This window comes from Clostridium sp. C2-6-12, from assembly GCF_009928485.1.
Taxonomy (GTDB): Bacteria; Bacillota; Clostridia; order Clostridiales; family Clostridiaceae; genus Clostridium.
Window position 1 is genome coordinate 1 of the sequence record NZ_JAABNP010000031.1, and the last position, 19,183, is coordinate 19,183.

Below are 19,183 nucleotides of genomic sequence, written 5' to 3' on the forward strand. Positions count from 1 at the left end.
TTGTATTTCCTAAGGTTGAGAAGCGCAATGTTCATATAACTTAACAGATCGTAAATGAGTAAGGGGATGTAAATATTAATGAGCTACAATATTGCAGTTGCATCAACAGATGGAATAAATATAGATAAACATTTTGGAAAATCAGATTCTTTCATAATAATAAGAATTAATGATGATGGAACATATGAAAAATTAGGAGAAAGAATAGTAGAAGAAAGTCAAAATAATAACAATAGCAATATAAGTACAAGCTGTGGAGAGGGAGTTTGTGGACATTCTTGTGGTGGACACAATGATCATGTAATACAAAAGAAAGTAGAAGCTATTTCTGATTGTAGATGTGTTCTGTGTTTTGAATGTGGACAGGGCTCAGAAAGGCAATTAGGTAAGAATAATATATCCGTTTTCGCAGTTAGTTTAAAACTTGATGAAGCATTAAAAATAATAATAAAGTATTACAAAAGAAGTGATGGAAACTAATCATTAAAGAATATAAGAGAGTAAAGTAAGTTGAAAAGAAATATATCAACTTAATGGTTATTTATTCCAATAGCAAATAAAAGGAAAGGAGAAAGAAGATGAAAAATATAAGGATAGTTTTTTATCATATTGGAAGTGTTAAGAGCAGATGCATTTCAATACAGGTATAAATGAATTATAACTAAATTTAGGTAAATAGAATTAGAAGTAAGTAATAAGTTGTGTGGAGTGTTTCATTAGGAATTTAAATGGTCTAAGATTTTTGGGGATAACTTATGTTCTTAGAATCACTCATCTAAATTACTTAGAAATTAAAACACAACAGGTTACTTATTTCTGTTAACTGTTGCATTATTGTTTATATATAAATCATATAACTTTTAGAATGTTCAACTCCATTAACACAATCAATTATAATTGTATCATTTTCAGTAGTAATTGATTGAATATAAAGGGGTTCAGTAATTACCAGCACCTCTTTTTTACGTTCATATATTTTATTTTCATAATCAGCATAAAAATCAAATGATTTTTGATTTTTAAGTATAATAATTACTCTAGAAAAAAGAATTGTCATCATTCTATTAAGTTTTTCATAAGGATTAATGGGTGAAGATGCAAACATCATATTAAACTTCTACATTAATACCCTTTCTATATTAGACCAAGCTCTTTTTGAGTACACAATTTTTATACCAAGTCTTTTGGCTTCTTTTTTTATATGTTCGGATAATTTGTGGTTAACATAATCAATAAAAATTATTACTATGTCTATATTTATAGGTATCTCAGCACATTTATGATTATTTTTCCTTCCACTTATATGCTTAACAATAGAAAATCCTTTTTCGCAAAGATGGAAATTTATCATGTTGATATTATCCCCACCAACTATCAAAATTCTCATGGTACTCCTTTACCTCCTTATTAATTATTTTCAAAGTCTACTTCGTTTAGGGTAACAACTTTTAATTCGCCAGATATGCTATTCTTATAATAGATAAATATTTTCTTGTTTTTATTCTTATAAATCCGATAAAAATACTATATATTAAATATAATGTTTTTTGTCCACTTTGTCAACTATTAGTAAGTAATAATAAATTTATAGGATTTGAAATTAATTATAGACATTAATAAATAAGGATGTTATTATTCTAATAATACATGTAGGTTTACTATGAATTTGATTTCGTTATAGGGGGATTTTAAATGATAGAACGAGAATTTTTTCATTTATCAGATGATAAAATTAATTTATATTTTAGAGAAATTGTACCTGAATGTCGCATAGAAGCAGTAGTATGCTTAGTTCATGGATTGGGGGATCATAGCGGATGGTTTAAAGATCTATTGAATTTCTTTGCTAGCAGCAACTTTGCCGTTTTAACATTTGACTTAAGAGGTCATGGGAAATCAGATGGGAAAAGAGGGCATATCCCTTCTTATGAAGCTTTAATGAAAGATATATCTTTGCTTTTGAATATAGCTGAGAGAAACTTTAATGGAGTCCCTATATTTTTATATGGACATAGTTTTGGAGGTAATCAAGTAATAAATTATACACTTCGATATCGTCCAGATATATCTGGAATTATAGTAAGTGCTCCATGGCTAAGTTTATATTCTAATCCATCAAAAATAAAATTATATTTTACTTTTTTAATGAGTAAGATTAGACCCTCATTTATCGTGGATAATGTAGTTGAAGGATCTAATTTATCTCATAATCCGGATATTGCTGTAAATCAAAAGAATGATCCATTAGTACATAATTTTGTTTCTGCATCACTTTTTACGAATGCATACAAAGCAGGTGAATGGGCTATAGATAATGCTTCAAATCTTGATATACCACTTTTGCTTTTTCACGGTGATTCAGATAAAATCACTTCACATGTTGCAAGTGAGGCATTTATAAAGAAAGCCCCTTCTAATCTAGCTACTTTTAAATTATGGAAAGGACTGTATCATTCTCTTCACAATGAAATTTCAAATAGGGATATATTCGTAAATATACTTAATTGGATAAATTCTATAAGAATTTAAGATATCAGGTTTAACTTTAACAATAAATTTTGGGGGTGGATTTTTACTTAAAATCTCTCTGTTATGACGTGTGTTATAAATCTTTAAATAGGATCATTTTGGTAGTATTTTATATTTATTTCATTTTATTATTGAAATGGATGTAGTATAAATTCACCAAAAAACAATTTATATAAAAATGATTTACAGGTGGATTTTTTAAAGTTAAAATCCGGTAATTCGCTAGCACAATTTTTTGCAATATTTATGGTAAGTGAGGATTTTTATAAGCATAGAAACCTTCCAGCAATAAGTGAAAAAGAATATTTTGATAGGTTATATAAAGGGTTTATTAGTGAGATTAAAAAGTATGAAAATATTATAAAGTTTAGCAAAAGTTCGTCAGATTATAATGATAATAAAAATAATGAAATAATATCAGCTTTTTTAACTATTGAGGATGGAAAAATAGTAGATAATGATTTGAAAAACTTGCAGTAACTATATGATTTTGGAGTTAGACTGATATCTTTGACATGGAACTATGAGAATTGTTTTGGATTTCCAAATTCAACAAATCATTTAATTATGAATAAAGGATTGAAAGCATTTGGGATTGAAGCAGTAGAAAGAAAAGAATGAATGAGCTTGGAATTATTGTTGATGTATCTCATTTAAGTGATGGAGGTTTTTGGGATGTGGTTAAATATAGTAAGAAACCATTTGTAGCTTCACATTCGAATTGTAGAGAAATTACATATCATCCTAGAAATTTGACTGATGAAATGATACGTGCTTTAGCAGAAAAAGGTGGTGTAGCAGGTATTAATTTTGGACCTGATTTTTTAAACAATAGTAATTATAATCTGAAAAATAAAGTAAGCAAAATTGAAGATATTATAAAACATATCAGGCATTTTATTAATATAGGAGGAATAGAGTGTGTAGGGATTGGATCAGATTTTGATGGGGTGGAAGGGGAATTGGAAATAAGCGATGCCTCTAAGATGCCAGTTTTGATTGATAAAATGGAGTTATGTGGATTTTTGCCATCGGAAATAGATAGAATAATGTATAAAAATGTTGAGAGAATAATTAATCAAAATTTATAAGACGAGTTGATATTCAGTTACTGGAATTTAAATGACCTGCTTAACACCTACATTATAAAACCCACTAAAATCAAATTTTAGTGGGTTTTATTTTACATATAAGTTAGAAAAAAGCTTATACATATTTGAATAAATATTGTTTATAAAAATCTATTCAAACAAATCAGTTGATAAATAGCGTAGTCCTGTATCAGGTACAATTGCAACAATTCTTTTGCCTTTGTTTTCAGGACGCTTTGCAATTTCAGTTGCCGCATAAATTGCAGCGCCAGATGATGTGCCTATGAGTATACCTTCAGATTTTGCAACAGCTCTAGCTGTTTGGTATGCATCAATTGTTTCTACTTCTAATTTTTCATCATAAATATTTAAATCCATTGTTAAAGGAATTCTTTCTTTTGGTATTCCTGAGAATGGATGTACTCCAGTAATTTCTAAAGGTTCTGGGTTTGCTTCAGTTGGTAGAGAATTAGGTCCAGGCTGAATAGCAATTACTTTTAAATTAGGATTTTTTGATTTTAGATATGCTCCAGTACCAGATACGGTACCACCAGTACCAACTGATGCAACAAGAATATCTACTTCGCCATTTGTATCTTCCCAGATTTCAGGACCAGTTGTTAGTTTATGAATTTCAGGATTTGCAGGATTTTCAATTTGATTAATAAAATATATATCCTTTTCTTTTGATAATACATGTTCTTCAAGTGATTTTATTGCAGCAACAAAATCACCTCCTGTTTCTTGAAGCACGTTAGCAACTTCAGGGACTTCAGATAGTTTAATTGTTTCACCGCCAAAAGCATGTATAACTTTAAATCTCTCAACACTTACATTATCTTGAATGTAGACTCTAAATTTATATCCTTTAGCAGCTGAAATAGCTGCGAGTCCTATTCCAGTATTACCGCTAGTTGTTTCTACAATAGTGTAGCCAGGTTTTAATAATCCTCTTTTTTCAGCATCTTCTATCATTGATAAGGCTATTCTGTCTTTTACGCTTTGATTAGGATTATAATATTCAAGTTTTACAACAATTTCTGCATGTAAATTATTTTCTTTATTATAATTTACAAGTTCCAATAAAGGTGTTCTGCCTACTAATTCTGTAATTGATTTGTTAATTTTCCCCATAATAATCTTCCTCCTAATAATTAACTATTATTTTTTGATTGTCACATGAGTAATAAATTTTTTGTTAATTTAACAACCCCTTTTGTATAAAATTTTATGCTTAATGTAAAAAACTAGAGACTTGTTACGTTTTTGTAACAAGCCTCTAGTTTTCTAGTCAGCATTAAATTATAAATAAAAGTAATCCTGTATGAATTATATGATATAATGATAAACAAAATATTATATAAATGTCAATAGATTTTTTAAATTAGGTAGATGTTATTTTTAACAATAAATTTTTGGGATGGATTTTTACTAATAAGATTTCTGTCATGAGGTGTGTTCCAAAGGCTTAGATCTGGACCCTTAGGTAATATTTTATATTTATTTCCTTTAATAGTTGATAAATGATAGTGTTTTTTTATACTAAGAAAATCTGTGGTATCTCCAAAACCTGGAGTTTGATATAAATCTCGTGCATATCCCCATAAGTTTCGAAACTCAACCAATCTATTACGATTTACTCTAAAACCGTTATAATAAGCTGAATCAAACCTAGCTAGGGTTACATATAATCTTACATCTGAATCAGTTATATAATCTCCAAAAAGGAATCTTCTATTTTCTAGTCTTTTTTCTAATTCATCCAAAAAATTAAATACTTCATCGTAAGCTTTTTCATAAGCTTCTTGTGACTGGGCAAATCCAGCTTTATATACTCCGTTATTTACGCTATGGAAAATAAGATCATTTAGTTCGTCAATATCATTTCTGAGTTCTTCTGGATATAGATTGGGAGCATTTGGTTTATGAAATTTCTTCCAAGCTGTTTCAAAGTAGTTAGTCAACTTAAAATAATCATTATATACAACTTTTTTAGTAGTTATATCCACAACAGCTGGAACAGTAGGTCTGCCTTCATAATTTGGATCTGCATTTAGATAAACCTCGCTAATATATTTGATTTGTAACACAGGATCTACATTATCCTTGTCCAAAGTAAAGGCCCAATCAGTTCTAGGAACATCAGGTCTTATTGGATCTGCGGTTCCAACGCTGATAGCATCTTCCAAGCCAAGTAAACTTCTTACAATGATTGATCTGTGAGCCCAAGGACATACAGGTGACCATAATATTCTGTATCTTCCAGCTTCAACAGGTAATTCACCTAGATCATCTCCAAATGGCGTATTAAATTTATTGGATTGCCTTTTAAAGCCGCCTTTTTTATCTAATTCAGCTTTTTGTATTGTTAATGACATTTAAACTTCCCCCTTTAATTTAATAATTTTTACTATAGATTTTTGAGTTGAAATAAATTGTTCAGCAATTAAAATTTTTATTCTTATCCAGCTATTTAATAATTCAAAGTATTAATTTTTAGTGTTTATAATAACTATAAAAAATTGATACCCTAGTAGAATTATATGTTTACTAGTATTATAAATAAAGTATTCTACTTGAGCATTTTTGTCAACTATTTTTTATTAAAGAAAAATATAAGTCGAATATATTTATGCTTGACAAAACATGTTATTACTTTCATTATGAAACCATAGTAATAATATAATATTAGTGTAAAATATAAAATTATTTTAATTTAATATTTCAGACAGTTTAATTTTATAAACTAATATTTAAATTCTTATGTAAAAATATAATTTGAGGAGGAGTTTTAGTGAAGATTAATAGAGAAAGGATTGTTTCTGAATTTACTAAATTAGTTTCAATAGACAGTCCATCATATTCTGAAAAAGATATGGGGGAGTATGTTAAAAAACGATTAATTTCACTTGGTTTTTCTATATTTGAAGATGATTCGGGAAAGTTTTTTAATGGAAACTGCGGTAATATATATGGATTTAAGGAAGGAGATGTTTCATTAGAGCCATTATTATTTTGTGCCCATATGGATACAGTTGAACCTTGTAGTGGAAAAGTAGCTGTAATTGGTACAGATGGAATAATTAGAAGCAATGGAGATACTATATTAGGGGCTGATGACTGCTCAGGAATAGCAGCAATATTAGAGGCTTTGCAGACTATAAAAGATGAAAATATTTCACATCGCCCAATAGAAGTTTTATTTACAATTGCAGAAGAAGTGTATTGCAAAGGGGTTAAGAAATTTGATTTTTCTAAAATAAAATCAAAAGAAGCTTACATTCTTGATTTATCAGGAACCGTTGGAGCAGCAGCCTTTAAAGCACCAACAATTTTATCATTTACTATTACTATAAATGGGAAATCGTCACATGCTGGCTTTGCTCCTGAAAATGGGATACACTCAATTTTAGCTGCTGCAAATTCCATAAGTAGTATAAAGATGGGACGAATAGATGAAGAAACAACTGTTAATATAGGTATAATAGAAGGTGGAATTGCAACCAATATTGTGCCTAGTCAATGTATAGTTAGGGGAGAAATACGAAGTTATTCCCACAAAAAAGCTCTTGATGTATCAGAAGATATAAAACAAAATTTTATTAATTCGGCTAAAAAAATTGGTGCTGAAATAGACTTTAATGTTGAAATTAATTGTGAAGCATATGAAAACTCCCTTGATCATCCAGTTATAAAACGTTTTGAAAAAGCTTCTAATGAATTAAAACTTCCAACAAATTTGGTAGAAACTTTTGGAGGAAGTGATAATAATATATTAAATAAGCAAGGCATTCATGGACTTGTAATAGCAAATGCTATGAATCAGTGTCATTCATGTGATGAATATACTACTATAAATGAATTATGCAATATTGCAGAATTGACAATTTCATTAATGATATCAAAAGAGTAAATAAAATTAATGGAATAAATTTTTTATATTTAAACATTTATTTATTGACAAATTCATTTGAATGTTTTAATATAAAGAAAATAAAATCATACAAAACAAATCGGAATACTTAAATAAATCGGTTGACCAGAAAACTGGAGACCAAAATTATCTTCTAAAATTTATAGGAGATAGTTTTGTCTCCTTTTTTTTATAACTTTATAGATAGTTAGATTATTAAAATAGTTAAATAAATAAAAAAAGAATTTTGGGAGGAAATTTGATGGAATTAATTAGGGCTACAGAAACTTGGCAAAGAGCAGCAGCTTACAATGTGAGGATAGAAGCTATGGTTAAGGGTTTTGGAATAAGACTGGATCAGGAAATTGATAATAATGATACAGAAAATACACATTATGTAGTTGCTCTTAATGGCAGATATCCAGTTGGGACTTGTAGATTAAACTGGATAGACGAAAAAACAGGAAAAATTGAACGAGTATGTGTTCTTGAAGATTACAGGAATAAAAGTATAGGAAAACAAGTTATATTAGAAGCTGAAGAGTGGCTTAAGGAACAAGGTGCAAATAAGATATTAATTTCAAGTCGTATAGAGGCAATAGGATTTTATGAAAAATTAGGTTATAAAGTTGACTGGTCTACTAGAGAAGAGAATGATGTGTTTGAATGTGTAAATACAGAAAAGGTATTATAAAACAGAAGAACAATGGGCAGAGCTAAAACCAATAAAAGAAATTTCAGAAGAGATATGGAAAGATAAATAATTATTTGCTAGTTAATTTAAATAGAAAAGAATTATCTAAAAACCAATTAAATCGATAGGTGAAGTGAAAATAAAACGTATATATAAAAAAGTAACAAAGAAAGAAGGTTTTTTATTATGAGTAAAAATGAACAAACAGGGTTAAATAATGAAGAAAAGATAGAATTCAAAATAGCAACTTCAGAATCTGCCCATGAAATTAGCAAAGATGGAGCTTTTGTAAGACAAAAAAATCACTTTTCAACACCTTTTGGGAGTGGAGAAAATGAACTTCCCGTTGAAGCAAATAGATATAGGTTATTATGGGCGGGTATTTGTCCATGGGCACATCGTCAAGTGATTGCACTTAACTTGCTAGGTTTAACAGATGTAATTAGTATAGGAGAAGCTAGTCCAGTTAGAACTGAAAAGGGCTGGGAATTTTCTTTAGATGAAGGCGGAGTAGATCCAGTACTTGGAATTCGCTATTTGCCAGAAATCTATGAAAAAACAGATCCTAATTATAATGGACGAGCTACAGTACCAACAGTGGTCGATGTGAAAACTGGCAAAGTTGTTAATAATGATTATTTTAAATTAAGTAACTACTGGGAAACAGTTTGGAAGCCATTTCACAAGACGAATGCTCCTGATTTATATCCAGAAGAGCTTAGAGAAGAAATTGATAAACTCAATGATATTATTTTTCATGATGTAAATAATGGAGTTTATAAGGCAGGATTTGCACAATCGCAAGAGTCTTATGAGAAAGCCTATGATGCTTTATTTGCTAGATTAGATTATTTAGAGGAGAGATTGTCAAATAATCGTTATTTGTTTGGAGATAAAATAACAGATTCTGATATTCGTTTGTATGTAACATTAGCCAGATTCGATATAGCATATTATCCAGTATTCCGTGTAAATAGAAATAGAATTATTGATTTTCCCAATTTATGGGCATATGCTAGAGATTTATACCAAACACCTGGGTTTGGTGATACTACTAACTTTGATGCAATAAAAAGAGGATATCATTTAGGAAATCATGCTGAAAATCCATATCAAATTTTAGCAAAGGGACCTGATTTATCAATATGGAATACACCTCATGGTAGAGATAAATTAACAAAATAGGGCATGAATTAATATATCAAGAAATAGATGATTGGGGATGAAAGTATGTCAAATAAAAATATAGTAAGACCACGTCCAAAGGAAATAGAAAATGAAATTGATAATAAGGGAGCTTTTGTAAGGCAAAAGAATCATTTTGATAAATCTTTTGGAAATGGTGAAAATGAAAATCCAGTTGAAGCTGATAGATATCGTTTGATTTGGGCAAAGGGATGCAATTGGTCAAATAGGGCTGCCATTGTAAGAGAATTACTAGGTATAGATGCTATAAGTGTAAACTTGGTAGGACGAGAAAAAAGAGAAGTAGATTTAGGTTGGGAATTTGTATATGACGAAAATAATACAGATCCAGTTTTAGGGGTAGAATTTTTAAGCGAGTTATATGCAAATGGAGATCCAGAGTATACAGGTAGATCAACAGTACCAGCATTAGTAGATATTAAAACAAAAAGAGTTGTTAATAATGATTATCATAGATTAACAAACTATTTTGAAGTTGATTTTGCACCGTTCCATAAAGAAGATGCACCAGATTTATATCCAGAACATTTAAGGAAAGATATAGATGAATTTAATGAATGGTTATTTCATAATGTGAATAACGGAGTATATAAAGCTGCATTTGCACAATCAATTGAGGCTTATACAGAAGCATATGATAATTTTTATAAGGGATTAGATGAGTTAGAAAAACGACTTGAAACTAATAGGTTCTTATTTGGAGATTATGTAACAGATAGTGATGTACGTTTTTTTGTGACCTTAGCAAGGTTTGATATATCTTATTATAGGAATCTTGGGCCAACACGTGGACGTATTGTTGATTTTAAAAATATATGGGGTTATGCACGTGATTTATATGCTATACCAGCTTTTAAGAATAATACTTATCTTAGAGATTTAGCAGAAAGACATGGAGATACAAATACAATTTTTATTGATTATAATACACGTTTTTGGAATCAAATTGATTTTGAAGGGCTTTGGGGACAACCACATAATAGGGAGAGCTTAAGCAGTGATTCTGAAAATAAATTTTTATTACACAAAAAGAAATAAAGTAAAAGAAAAGGGGTATTTTTAATGAAAACAAAAATAAATAAAAAATTAGGAATATTAGTAACTATTTTATTAACCATAGCATTTGCAATTGTAGGTTGCGGTCAAAAGAGTGATACGAGTACTTCAAAAAGTAGCGGCGGGGAAGCTAAGAAGAAAATTATAGTAGCAACAGGAGGAGCACCAAAACCATTTTCTTTTGTTGATAGCAATAATAATGTAACTGGTTATGATATTGATTTAGTAAAAGCTGTTTTTGAAAAGCTGCCTCAATATGAAGTTTCTTTTGAAAAGACAGAATTTGCTTCAATATTTGCAGGTTTAGATTCAGGACGATATCAAATAGGTGCAAATAATTTTGCCATGAATGAAAAGCGTAAAGAAAAGTATATTTATTCAGATGCGATTTTTAAAAATCAATATGTTATAGCTGTATCAAGTGATAATAAAGATATTAATTCATTTAAGGATCTTTTAGGAAAGAAAACTGAGGTTACTTCTGGCACAAATTATGCAACGGCTCTTGAAAATTATAACAAGAATCATTCAGATAAACCTGTAGTTATTAATTATACTGATGCTGATTTAATATCTATTTTACAACGAGTAGAAAGTGGACAATTTGATTTTCAATTAATTGATGCAGCAATGCTTAAAGGTTATATTGAGGAGCATGGTTTAAAATTAAAAACTATACAATTAAGTAAAGAAGATTCAGATTTAATCGGCACTCCTTATAGCTATTTACTAATAGGAAAAGGTACAGATGGGGAAGCACTTTCAAAATATGTTAATAAAGCTTTAGCAGAAGTAATCAGTGAGGGAAAAGTTAAAGCAATTAGTGAAAAATATTTCAAGGAAGATTTTACTCCAAAGTCAAATTAAGAGAGGGTGTAGCAAATGCCAAATATCTTTGATTTCAAACTTGTATTTACTCAAATTCCTGAATTACTAAAGTACCTGCCTATGACTTTGGAAATTACAATATTATCAATGATTCTAGGACTTATAATAGGACTTGTTTTGGCAATGATTAAGATAAAACAAATACCTGTATTAAAACGAATTACTGCTATATTTGTTTCGTTTACAAGAGGTACTCCTATTATAGTTCAATTATATCTAACTTATTATGGAATACCAATTCTATTAAAATACTATAACTATTACAACGGAACAAATTATAACTTAAATAGCATTCCCCCATTACTTTTTGTATTAGTTGCTTTTTCATTAAATGAGGCAGCATATAATTCTGAGAATATTCGTGCAGCTATTCAATCTATTGATAAAGGTCAGGTTGAAGCTGCCCATTCTCTTGGGATGAGTTCGTTGCAAGTGCTTAGAAGAATAATAATTCCCGAAGCTTTTGTTGTAGCGCTTCCAACCTTAGGGAATGCATTAATAGGTTTACTTAAGGGCACTTCATTAGCATTCGTATGTTCAGTCGTAGAGATAACAGCTCAAGGTAAGATTTTAGCTGGAGCTAATTATAGATATTTTGAAGTATATGTTTCATTAGCTATAATTTATTGGGTATTAACGATAATCATTGAGCAAATTATAAAATTTCTTGAGAAAAGAATAAGTATCCCCGATATTATCCAAGCTAGCGTTGCAAAAGAGGAGGTTCTTTCATGATAGAAATTAAAGGATTATCAAAAAAATATAATAATAATGTTGTTTTAGATAGTGTTGATTTAAAAATCCAAAAAGGAGATGTTGTAGCTGTTATTGGACCATCTGGAACAGGGAAATCTACGCTTTTAAGGTGCCTTAACTTGTTAGAAAATCCTGAAAGAGGTGTTGTGAAAATAGAGGATTTAGAAGTAGATCTTACAAAAAAATCTAAAGCTGATATAATAAACATTCGCAAAAATACTGCAATGGTGTTTCAACAATTTAATTTATTTCGCAGAAAGACTGCTTTAGAAAATGTAATGGAAGGTTTGGTTATAGTAAAAAAAATTCCAAAAGCTGAAGCTGAAAAAATTGCTATTGAACAATTAACCAAGGTAGGTTTATCTGAACGTATTAATTATTATCCCAAACAGTTGTCTGGAGGGCAGCAGCAGCGTGTTGCCATTGCAAGAGCATTAGCAATGAATCCTAAAATATTGCTATTTGATGAGCCAACATCGGCTTTAGATCCAGAACTTGTAGGTGAAGTTCTAGAAACAATCAAGGCAACTGCATTAGAAGGGAATACAATGATTATTGTATCTCATGAAATGAATTTTGTTAGAAACGTAGCAAACCGTGTTCTGTTTTTTGATAAAGGAAAAATAATAGAAGATGGTACTCCAGAAGAGGTATTTCAAAATCCTAAAAGCCATAGAGCAAAAGAATTTATTTCAAAGATATATTATTCTAAAGCTCCAGAATATGAGATTTAATTTACAAAACAAGATTAAGATATTAAAACATTGATTAGAGAATAATAAATCAATATTAGGAAGTGGTAAAATGAGCAAGTTTAAAAAATTCAAAACTTTTTCAAATGAAATACAGAAGGACGAATCTTTCATCCAACAAAACAATCTTTTTACAAAGAAATTTGGGGATAAGCCATATGAATGGCCAATAGAACCAAACCGTTATCATAAAATAAATTTTAGGCACAATTAAAGTAATTTTAATTTACTATGTTTCATGTGCTATATGGAGAATATAAAAATGAGTTATAAGATACAGAAAACTACAGAAAGTGTTAATTGGTCAAAAGTTGCAGAAATGCTGTCTCATTTTGGCTTAAGTGACCTTGATGCTGAAATTCAGCAAAAGGTATTTGAACGGAGTTATGCAGTTGTATTTCTTTTTGATAATGAAGAATTAATAGGTTTTGGACGAGCTATTTCAGATGGAATTTGCCAAGCAGCAATTTATAATATTGCAGTGGATGAAAAATACCATGGAAAAGGACTAGGCCGAGAAATCATTAATCAGCTTATTGAACAAGTAAAACAATGTAATATTATTTTATATACACATCCAAACACAGTTGATTTTTATGAAAAACTTGGTTTTTTAAAGATGAAAACTGGTATGGCAATGTATCAAAAAGATCATCTGGAGGAACTTAAGAAAATGAGTTTTATTTAAGTGTCTTGATAAATTAAACAGATTAAAACTGACTGGAAAACTAGAGGTTTTGAGACTTGCATTACGCGAATTTCAAAACCTCTATTTTTTATATAATTAATAAGAAAGGAAAATGGTTATGAATATAAAAAAATTAAAGAAATTAATATTAGTGTTTGCAGCTTGTGCAGTTACTATGGTCGCATTAGCAGCTTGTGGCAATTCACCAGTACAAAAAAACAGTAGTGAGCCAGCAGCAAAAGAAAAACAAAAGATTGTAGCAGCTACAAGTGCATCACCTGCACCATTTATATCAATTGATAGTAATGGTAAGGTAACTGGGTATGATACTGAAGTATTGGAAGAAATATTTAGGAGACTACCCCAATATGAACTTGAAATTCAAAAAACTGAGTTTGCATCGATTTTTGCAGGACTTGATTCAGGTCGTTTTCAAGTTGGCTTTAATCATTTAGGATTTAATGCTGATAGAGCAAAAAAATATATATTCACCGATGAAATGTGTTTCTCTAAAAGAGCAATTTTAGTACGAGATGATAATACGAATATTAAATCTATAAAGGATATGGGAGGATATTCTACAGAAGTTACTCCAACTTCATTTAATGCTGATTGGTTTGACAAATATAATAAGAGTCATCCAGAAAAGCCAGTAATTATACAAAAAGTTGAGGAAGATCATTCAGTACAAGATGTATCAGATGGAAAAATTGATTTTGAGTTTTTTACGAAAATTACAATGGAGCAACAAATGAAAGATATGGGACTCAAAAATTTAAAGCTTATTGATATTCCTAAGGAAGAATTTTCAGAAGGAGGAGCAAATTTTTTTATTGTTCCCAAAGGGCAGGAACAGTTAGCAAAGGAAATGGATGAAGCCTTTGAAGCAGCATTGGCAGATGGAACAATATTAAATATTAGCAAAAAGTATTTCAATGGTGATGATTATACGCCTACATTAGAAGATATTAAGAATGAAAAAGAAAAACAAAAGACTGTTCAATAAATTAGTACATTTATATGTGAAATTAATTGTAGCTATATAGTAGGAAAGGAATAGAAAATGAATGAAATAGCAAATCAAAATAAATCCGAATTTCATGTGGAAATTGTTATTAAAGGAAAAGGTGGTCATAGCTCAACACCACATAAAACTCACAATCCAATTATAATAGGATTTGAGATTATAAATGCGATAAATGCAAATTTGGCTTATCAATTTGATAGTTTTGATGATTTTACATTAGTTCCAACAGCATTTGAAGCAGGAACAAAGGAAAATATAATTCCAGAAGAAGCTAAAGTTACTTATCAGGGTGTGTTTGTAAATTTTTCGTATTCGAAAATATTATATGAACTAATATCTAAAACTTCACAGTCCATTAGTACATTATATGGTGCTACTGCTGAGGTAGTATTTGAGAAATCTTAGTTTTATTTAAATGGGAAATTAGTAAGGAGAAGAAAAATATATGAACAAAAATATTAAGGAGAAAGTACTTGAAAATTATAAATATTTAGTTGATGCAAGAAAGTATTTTCATATGTATCCAGAATTAAGTTGTCATGAATATGAAACAGGGAAGTATATAAAAAGTGAATTGGAGAAATTTCAGATAGCGTATGCAGTAACAGGAGAAAATAGTATAATAGCAACAATAAGAGGAAAAATAGAAGGAAAGACAATAGCGATTAGGGGAGATATTGATGCTTTGCCAATACAGGAAAATACTAATGTTGACTTTGCATCTAGGAATGAAGGTGTTATGCACGCTTGTGGGCACGATTGCCATACTACATTTATGTTAGGCGCTGCAAAAATATTAAATGAGTTAAAAGATGAAATTCATGGAAATGTTAAAGTTATTTTTCAAGAAGGTGAAGAGATTGGGGTTGGTGCAATAAAAATAATGTCATCAGGGCTTTTAAATGATGTAGATAATATTGTGGGATTACATGTTAGTCAGGAATTAGATTTAGGCAAGTTTTCACTTGGATATGGTATACAAACTTCATATGGAGCAGGTGCAAGAATAACTGTTTTGGGAAGGAGTGGGAATATTGCCGCTCCAGAGAAAGCAGTAAATGCCTTAGTAGTAATTGGTCAAATTGTAACAGCGATTAATGCAGCAGCGGTATATGAATTTGCCAGTGATCAACAGGTTGTATTGGTACCTACTGTTATAAGATCAGGATTAGAATCAAATGGAATTCCAGATACTGCAGAAATTGCATATAATTTTAGAACTTTAAACAAAATAAACATTGATATATTGAAGAGAATTTTTGACGATATTCCTCAAAATGTTGCTAAAGCATATGGAGCAGAAGCAAAAGTAGAGCTATGGGGACCAGGAGAAGCTGTTAATAATGATATAGAGAGTACAGATAGAGCAATTAAAGTAATTAAAGATAGTTTTGGAGAAGAATCGGTTTTTAGCAATAGACCTTTTATGGGTGGTGAAGATTTTTCAATTTATCAAAAAACTATACCAGGTGTTTTTGCACATGTAGGTGGTGCAGTTGATGGAGTTTATAGTAATTTACACACTGATAAAACTTTGATTAATGAAGAGGTATTAAAATATGGAGTTGAGTTTTTAATTAATTATGCATTTCAATACTTAAGTGAAGAGGATAAAATAAATTAAATAAATATTTATTAAGGAGATAGAAAGAAATGAGTCAAATTGAAAAGGCATTTTCATATATAGATTCTAAAGCAGAAGATATGAAAAAATTATGGATTAATATTTCTAAAATAGAGAGTCCATCTGAGTATAAAAGTGGTGTTGATTCAGTTGCAGAACTACTTGCTCATACTTGCGAAAAGGATGGGTTAAATACTAAGATAATTACTTTTGAAAATGCAGGAAACAGCTTAGTTGCGTATACAAAACAGTTTACTGAAAAAAATGATGGCATTGTTTTGATGGGACACATGGATACTGTTCATAAGCTGGGAATATTTAAAGAACCTATGGTTTTTGAAAAAGATGGATTTTTATATGGACCTGGTGTTTTTGACTGCAAAGGTGGATTAATTATTGCCATATTAGTTGTAAATGCGCTGAAAGCTAGTGGTTATAGTAAAAGACCAATAAAATTATTTTTTACAGGTGATGAAGAAATTGGGCATAGATATTCTGATAATGGAAAAGTAATATCAGATGAACTTAAAGGAGCTGCCGCCGTTTTTAATTGTGAAAGTGCTCCAATTGATGGGAAGCTTGCTGTTGGTAGAAAGTCATCTTATGTTTTCAAGATTATAATTGATGGAGTAGGTGCTCATTCAGGAAGTGATCCAGAAAAGGGTAGAAGTGCAATACTAGAGGCAGCATATAAAATTATTGAATTGGAAAAATTAACAGATATTGACGGAACAGGAACTACAGTCAATTGTGGTTTAATATCTGGTGGTACAGTTGTAAATGCAATACCAGATAACTGTATTATAAATGTTAATATTAGATTTAAAAGTGAGAGTGAAATAGAACATATAATAAAGGAAGTAAAAAAAATTATAGATAAATCATATGTTGAAGGAACACATTCAGAAATAATTTCGCACAATGAGCCAGAAAAACCAATGACTCCTAATGAAAAAAACATGAAGTTATATAATCACTATGCAAAAGTTTCAGCGTCTTTAGGCTTTGAAAAGAATGAGCCTTATTTTGCAGGAGGAGGCTCAGATGCTGTTATTGCATACCGACTAGGTATACCAGTATTATGCCAGACTGGAGTTCGCGGTGAGAATCATCATACGTTACAAGAAAGAGCTGAAATTATATCATTAGTAGAGCGTGCTAAAATATTGACAAAGGCAATTTTTGAGATTGAAAAAGAGTTTTAATAAAAGTATTATGCTTAGAAAAAAGAAGTGTGACTAAAGCCTCATTTAAATAAAATTATTGTTATAAGTATAATGTAAGCATACAGTTATAAAAAACTGTATGTTTTTCTATATTTAAAAAGAAGGAATTTAAAAGAGTTTTGAAGAATTAATATTTTTTAGAAGTTAATAATTTTATTATTTGCTAATTTGCTATTAAATAAGGTATTATGTATTAATAAGGGTATTATTAGATTTATATACATAATTTGTGTAAAATTATTTGTAAATGAATACATAGAATTGAATGTACAATAAATTGATATGATGATTATTGAAATATTAGGGGGGATTACATTGGTTGATTTTGATTTTGAGTTAAAAAAATTACATCCCATTAATATAAAGGAATTGGAATTAAGCAGCTATGCAATTGATGAAGACATTAAAAAATCAATAATTTTATATAATTCAGCTGTTGGAGAGATTAAAAAGGGTAATTACGAATTAGTCATAGATGATTTAAAAAAAGCATTATCATACAATGAAGGATTTACAGAAGCTGTGAAGCTAATGGGATTATGTTATGTGAAAATGAAAGAATATAAAAAAGCGGAAAGAATATTTAAAAAACTTAGTAAATATTTAATGGATAATGAGTTAAGTGATGAATATATAAAAGGTTTAGACTTATTAAGATCCATGCCAGAAGCCATTACCGTTGATGAGGCGGCTAGGAATATTTCTAATAAAAAAAATAGAAGATCTATTAAAAGTGGACATTTAAAAAGAAATTTAGCAATATGTTTATTTATAATCATAGCTGGAACAGGTTTAAATTATTTTTATCCAGAAACAGTTAAAGGTGCTTTAAACAAAGTTAAGGCAAGTATTCAGGAGAAATTCCAATCCAATAATAAAGAAGTGGTTTCAAAAGAAGAAACAAACGAAAGTTTAAATGAAGCTAAGACTTCAACAGATGAAAAACCAAATGAAGATACTGGCTTAAAAGCTAAAATTGTCTCAAGTAATCCATCAAACGAAAAACAGGATAATGGCCAGAAGAATACAGATAATACTAAATCAGAAATAGAAAACTACAATAAAACTACTGCAAATATGTTAAGTGATGCTGAAAAATTATTGAATAGTGAAAGTTATGAAAAAGCGGCTACAATTTTAATAGATGCCAAGAATAGAAATTTAAACAATGAATCAAAAATCAAATTAAATGAGCTTTGGCAACGCTTAAAGCCGAATCCAATGTGGAAAATATATAATGATGGAAATACTTTATATAAGCAAAATAAGTATTCAGAAGCATTACCTAAATTATTAATAACTGCAGAAATTGAACCTAATTTAGATATTGCACCATGGGTTAATTATCAAATAGCTATGTGCTATAAGCAAACAAATGATTATGATAATGCTCGTATATATTTTAATAAGGTAAAAAACAATTATCCTAAGTCACAATATGCATCATATTCAAAGGCTACTCTAAATGAAATTGGTAATTAGATTTAAGAATAAGTAGATTTAAATTAAATTAATTGGCAGCTTAAAAAAATAATTAAGCTGCCAATTTTTTTATAAAATAATATTGACTAATTATAATTATATAGCATATAATAATAAAAATGAATTCTTATTAAATCAATGGGAATTATGGAAAATATATTTAAGTAAATGCAATGAAGGGAAAAAGTACATTAAGGAAAATTTTCAGAGAGGAATTCTTAAAATAGCTGAAAGGAATTTTAAATGGAACT

Annotated in this window: 21 protein-coding genes, 1 pseudogene and 1 other annotated feature (1 of these 23 cut by a window edge); of the genes and pseudogenes, 18 read left to right on the forward strand and 4 right to left on the reverse strand. The window is 29.4% G+C overall.

Features of this window, described 5'->3' with window-relative positions; genetic code table 11:
* Positions 1–78 precede the first annotated feature (78 nt).
* Entirely contained in the window at positions 79–480 is a 402-nt protein-coding gene (locus GXK56_RS20870) for a NifB/NifX family molybdenum-iron cluster-binding protein (RefSeq protein ID WP_160691038.1), read from the forward strand.
* Between the two features lie 358 nt (positions 481–838).
* On the opposite strand, the gene GXK56_RS20875 is transcribed toward GXK56_RS20870, so the two are convergent.
* Complete coding sequence (locus GXK56_RS20875; RefSeq protein WP_160691040.1) at positions 839–1,108, reverse strand: hypothetical protein; 270 nt, start codon at positions 1,106–1,108, stop codon at positions 839–841.
* A gap of 9 nt (positions 1,109–1,117) precedes the next feature.
* Positions 1,118–1,387, reverse strand: coding sequence for a DUF2325 domain-containing protein (locus tag GXK56_RS20880; RefSeq protein WP_160691042.1), 270 nt, complete (start codon positions 1,385–1,387; stop codon positions 1,118–1,120).
* 305 nt (positions 1,388–1,692) lie between these two features.
* Here GXK56_RS20880 and GXK56_RS20885 point away from each other — a divergent pair, with 305 nt between their 5' ends.
* The 3 genes and pseudogenes from GXK56_RS20885 (at position 1,693) to GXK56_RS28625 (ending at position 3,620) form a co-directional block, all read left to right on the forward strand.
* The gene (locus tag GXK56_RS20885) at positions 1,693–2,529 is read left to right on the forward strand and encodes an alpha/beta hydrolase (RefSeq protein ID WP_160691044.1); all 837 of its coding nucleotides are present in this window, start codon (positions 1,693–1,695) and stop codon (positions 2,527–2,529) included.
* 189 nt (positions 2,530–2,718) lie between these two features.
* Positions 2,719–3,150, forward strand: a pseudogene (locus tag GXK56_RS28620) (membrane dipeptidase).
* Positions 3,147–3,620: a membrane dipeptidase gene (locus GXK56_RS28625; RefSeq protein ID WP_160691049.1), complete on the forward strand. Its 474-nt coding sequence runs from the start codon at positions 3,147–3,149 to the stop codon at positions 3,618–3,620. Before GXK56_RS28620 ends, GXK56_RS28625 begins: the two are co-directional and overlap by 4 nt.
* A gap of 150 nt (positions 3,621–3,770) precedes the next feature.
* Here the strand turns inward: GXK56_RS28625 and GXK56_RS20905 are convergent, their stop codons facing one another.
* Both GXK56_RS20905 and GXK56_RS20910 read right to left on the reverse strand, forming a co-directional pair.
* Positions 3,771–4,754 (reverse strand): cysteine synthase family protein, encoded by a 984-nt coding sequence (locus GXK56_RS20905; RefSeq protein WP_160691051.1) that lies wholly within the window; start codon positions 4,752–4,754, stop codon positions 3,771–3,773.
* Positions 4,755–4,999: 245 nt separating this feature from the next.
* The gene (locus GXK56_RS20910; RefSeq protein WP_160691053.1) at positions 5,000–5,998 is read right to left on the reverse strand and encodes a glutathione S-transferase C-terminal domain-containing protein; all 999 of its coding nucleotides are present in this window, start codon (positions 5,996–5,998) and stop codon (positions 5,000–5,002) included.
* A 416-nt stretch (positions 5,999–6,414) separates the two neighbouring features.
* Between GXK56_RS20910 and GXK56_RS20915 the strand changes: the two genes are divergently transcribed.
* From GXK56_RS20915 to GXK56_RS20980, 14 genes are all read left to right on the forward strand, one after another.
* Positions 6,415–7,533, forward strand: coding sequence for a M20/M25/M40 family metallo-hydrolase (locus GXK56_RS20915; protein ID WP_160691055.1), 1,119 nt, complete (start codon positions 6,415–6,417; stop codon positions 7,531–7,533).
* A gap of 262 nt (positions 7,534–7,795) precedes the next feature.
* On the forward strand, positions 7,796–8,227 hold the full coding sequence (locus GXK56_RS20920; protein WP_160691057.1) for a GNAT family N-acetyltransferase: 432 nt from the start codon (positions 7,796–7,798) through the stop codon (positions 8,225–8,227).
* Positions 8,228–8,413: 186 nt separating this feature from the next.
* Positions 8,414–9,412: a glutathione S-transferase C-terminal domain-containing protein gene (locus tag GXK56_RS20925; RefSeq protein WP_160691059.1), complete on the forward strand. Its 999-nt coding sequence runs from the start codon at positions 8,414–8,416 to the stop codon at positions 9,410–9,412.
* Between the two features lie 45 nt (positions 9,413–9,457).
* Positions 9,458–10,471, forward strand: coding sequence for a glutathione S-transferase C-terminal domain-containing protein (locus GXK56_RS20930; protein ID WP_160691061.1), 1,014 nt, complete (start codon positions 9,458–9,460; stop codon positions 10,469–10,471).
* Between the two features lie 24 nt (positions 10,472–10,495).
* On the forward strand, positions 10,496–11,356 hold the full coding sequence (locus GXK56_RS20935) for a transporter substrate-binding domain-containing protein (RefSeq protein WP_160691063.1): 861 nt from the start codon (positions 10,496–10,498) through the stop codon (positions 11,354–11,356).
* Positions 11,357–11,371: 15 nt separating this feature from the next.
* A complete protein-coding gene (locus GXK56_RS20940; RefSeq protein WP_160691065.1) occupies positions 11,372–12,112 on the forward strand; it encodes an amino acid ABC transporter permease in 741 nt (246 codons plus the stop codon).
* Positions 12,109–12,867 carry an amino acid ABC transporter ATP-binding protein gene (locus GXK56_RS20945; RefSeq protein ID WP_160691067.1) on the forward strand — a complete coding sequence of 253 codons (759 nt, stop codon included), beginning with the start codon at positions 12,109–12,111 and terminating at the stop codon, positions 12,865–12,867. The genes GXK56_RS20940 and GXK56_RS20945 overlap by 4 nt, the downstream gene beginning before the upstream one ends.
* A gap of 70 nt (positions 12,868–12,937) precedes the next feature.
* Positions 12,938–13,099, forward strand: a complete 162-nt coding sequence (locus GXK56_RS20950) for a hypothetical protein (protein WP_243156204.1) — start codon at positions 12,938–12,940, stop codon at positions 13,097–13,099.
* A gap of 48 nt (positions 13,100–13,147) precedes the next feature.
* Positions 13,148–13,573 carry a GNAT family N-acetyltransferase gene (locus GXK56_RS20955; protein ID WP_160691069.1) on the forward strand — a complete coding sequence of 142 codons (426 nt, stop codon included), beginning with the start codon at positions 13,148–13,150 and terminating at the stop codon, positions 13,571–13,573.
* A gap of 118 nt (positions 13,574–13,691) precedes the next feature.
* Positions 13,692–14,579 carry a transporter substrate-binding domain-containing protein gene (locus tag GXK56_RS20960; RefSeq protein WP_160691079.1) on the forward strand — a complete coding sequence of 296 codons (888 nt, stop codon included), beginning with the start codon at positions 13,692–13,694 and terminating at the stop codon, positions 14,577–14,579.
* Between the two features lie 57 nt (positions 14,580–14,636).
* Positions 14,637–15,005 carry a peptidase dimerization domain-containing protein gene (locus GXK56_RS20965; RefSeq protein WP_160691081.1) on the forward strand — a complete coding sequence of 123 codons (369 nt, stop codon included), beginning with the start codon at positions 14,637–14,639 and terminating at the stop codon, positions 15,003–15,005.
* A 40-nt stretch (positions 15,006–15,045) separates the two neighbouring features.
* Positions 15,046–16,224 carry an amidohydrolase gene (locus GXK56_RS20970; protein WP_160691083.1) on the forward strand — a complete coding sequence of 393 codons (1,179 nt, stop codon included), beginning with the start codon at positions 15,046–15,048 and terminating at the stop codon, positions 16,222–16,224.
* A 29-nt stretch (positions 16,225–16,253) separates the two neighbouring features.
* Positions 16,254–17,429, forward strand: a complete 1,176-nt coding sequence (locus GXK56_RS20975; RefSeq protein WP_160691085.1) for a M20/M25/M40 family metallo-hydrolase — start codon at positions 16,254–16,256, stop codon at positions 17,427–17,429.
* A gap of 336 nt (positions 17,430–17,765) precedes the next feature.
* A complete protein-coding gene (locus GXK56_RS20980) occupies positions 17,766–18,932 on the forward strand; it encodes a tetratricopeptide repeat protein (protein WP_160691087.1) in 1,167 nt (388 codons plus the stop codon).
* A gap of 164 nt (positions 18,933–19,096) precedes the next feature.
* Positions 19,097–19,183 (forward strand) — a binding site (T-box leader); it runs 142 nt beyond the window's last position.

Bases quoted from the DNA above. Each gene is read 5' to 3' on its own strand.
- GXK56_RS20870 (WP_160691038.1), top strand. From the start codon at position 79: ATGAGCTACAATATTGCAGTTGCATCAACAGATGGAATAAATATAGAT.
- GXK56_RS20875 (WP_160691040.1), bottom strand. From the start codon at position 1,108: ATGATGTTTGCATCTTCACCCATTAATCCTTATGAAAAACTTAATAGA.
- GXK56_RS20880 (WP_160691042.1), bottom strand. From the start codon at position 1,387: ATGAGAATTTTGATAGTTGGTGGGGATAATATCAACATGATAAATTTC.
- GXK56_RS20885 (WP_160691044.1), top strand. From the start codon at position 1,693: ATGATAGAACGAGAATTTTTTCATTTATCAGATGATAAAATTAATTTA.
- GXK56_RS28625 (WP_160691049.1), top strand. From the start codon at position 3,147: ATGAATGAGCTTGGAATTATTGTTGATGTATCTCATTTAAGTGATGGA.
- GXK56_RS20905 (WP_160691051.1), bottom strand. From the start codon at position 4,754: ATGGGGAAAATTAACAAATCAATTACAGAATTAGTAGGCAGAACACCT.
- GXK56_RS20910 (WP_160691053.1), bottom strand. From the start codon at position 5,998: ATGTCATTAACAATACAAAAAGCTGAATTAGATAAAAAAGGCGGCTTT.
- GXK56_RS20920 (WP_160691057.1), top strand. From the start codon at position 7,796: ATGGAATTAATTAGGGCTACAGAAACTTGGCAAAGAGCAGCAGCTTAC.
- GXK56_RS20925 (WP_160691059.1), top strand. From the start codon at position 8,414: ATGAGTAAAAATGAACAAACAGGGTTAAATAATGAAGAAAAGATAGAA.
- GXK56_RS20930 (WP_160691061.1), top strand. From the start codon at position 9,458: ATGTCAAATAAAAATATAGTAAGACCACGTCCAAAGGAAATAGAAAAT.
- GXK56_RS20935 (WP_160691063.1), top strand. From the start codon at position 10,496: ATGAAAACAAAAATAAATAAAAAATTAGGAATATTAGTAACTATTTTA.
- GXK56_RS20940 (WP_160691065.1), top strand. From the start codon at position 11,372: ATGCCAAATATCTTTGATTTCAAACTTGTATTTACTCAAATTCCTGAA.
- GXK56_RS20945 (WP_160691067.1), top strand. From the start codon at position 12,109: ATGATAGAAATTAAAGGATTATCAAAAAAATATAATAATAATGTTGTT.
- GXK56_RS20950 (WP_243156204.1), top strand. From the start codon at position 12,938: ATGAGCAAGTTTAAAAAATTCAAAACTTTTTCAAATGAAATACAGAAG.
- GXK56_RS20955 (WP_160691069.1), top strand. From the start codon at position 13,148: ATGAGTTATAAGATACAGAAAACTACAGAAAGTGTTAATTGGTCAAAA.
- GXK56_RS20960 (WP_160691079.1), top strand. From the start codon at position 13,692: ATGAATATAAAAAAATTAAAGAAATTAATATTAGTGTTTGCAGCTTGT.
- GXK56_RS20965 (WP_160691081.1), top strand. From the start codon at position 14,637: ATGAATGAAATAGCAAATCAAAATAAATCCGAATTTCATGTGGAAATT.
- GXK56_RS20970 (WP_160691083.1), top strand. From the start codon at position 15,046: ATGAACAAAAATATTAAGGAGAAAGTACTTGAAAATTATAAATATTTA.
- GXK56_RS20975 (WP_160691085.1), top strand. From the start codon at position 16,254: ATGAGTCAAATTGAAAAGGCATTTTCATATATAGATTCTAAAGCAGAA.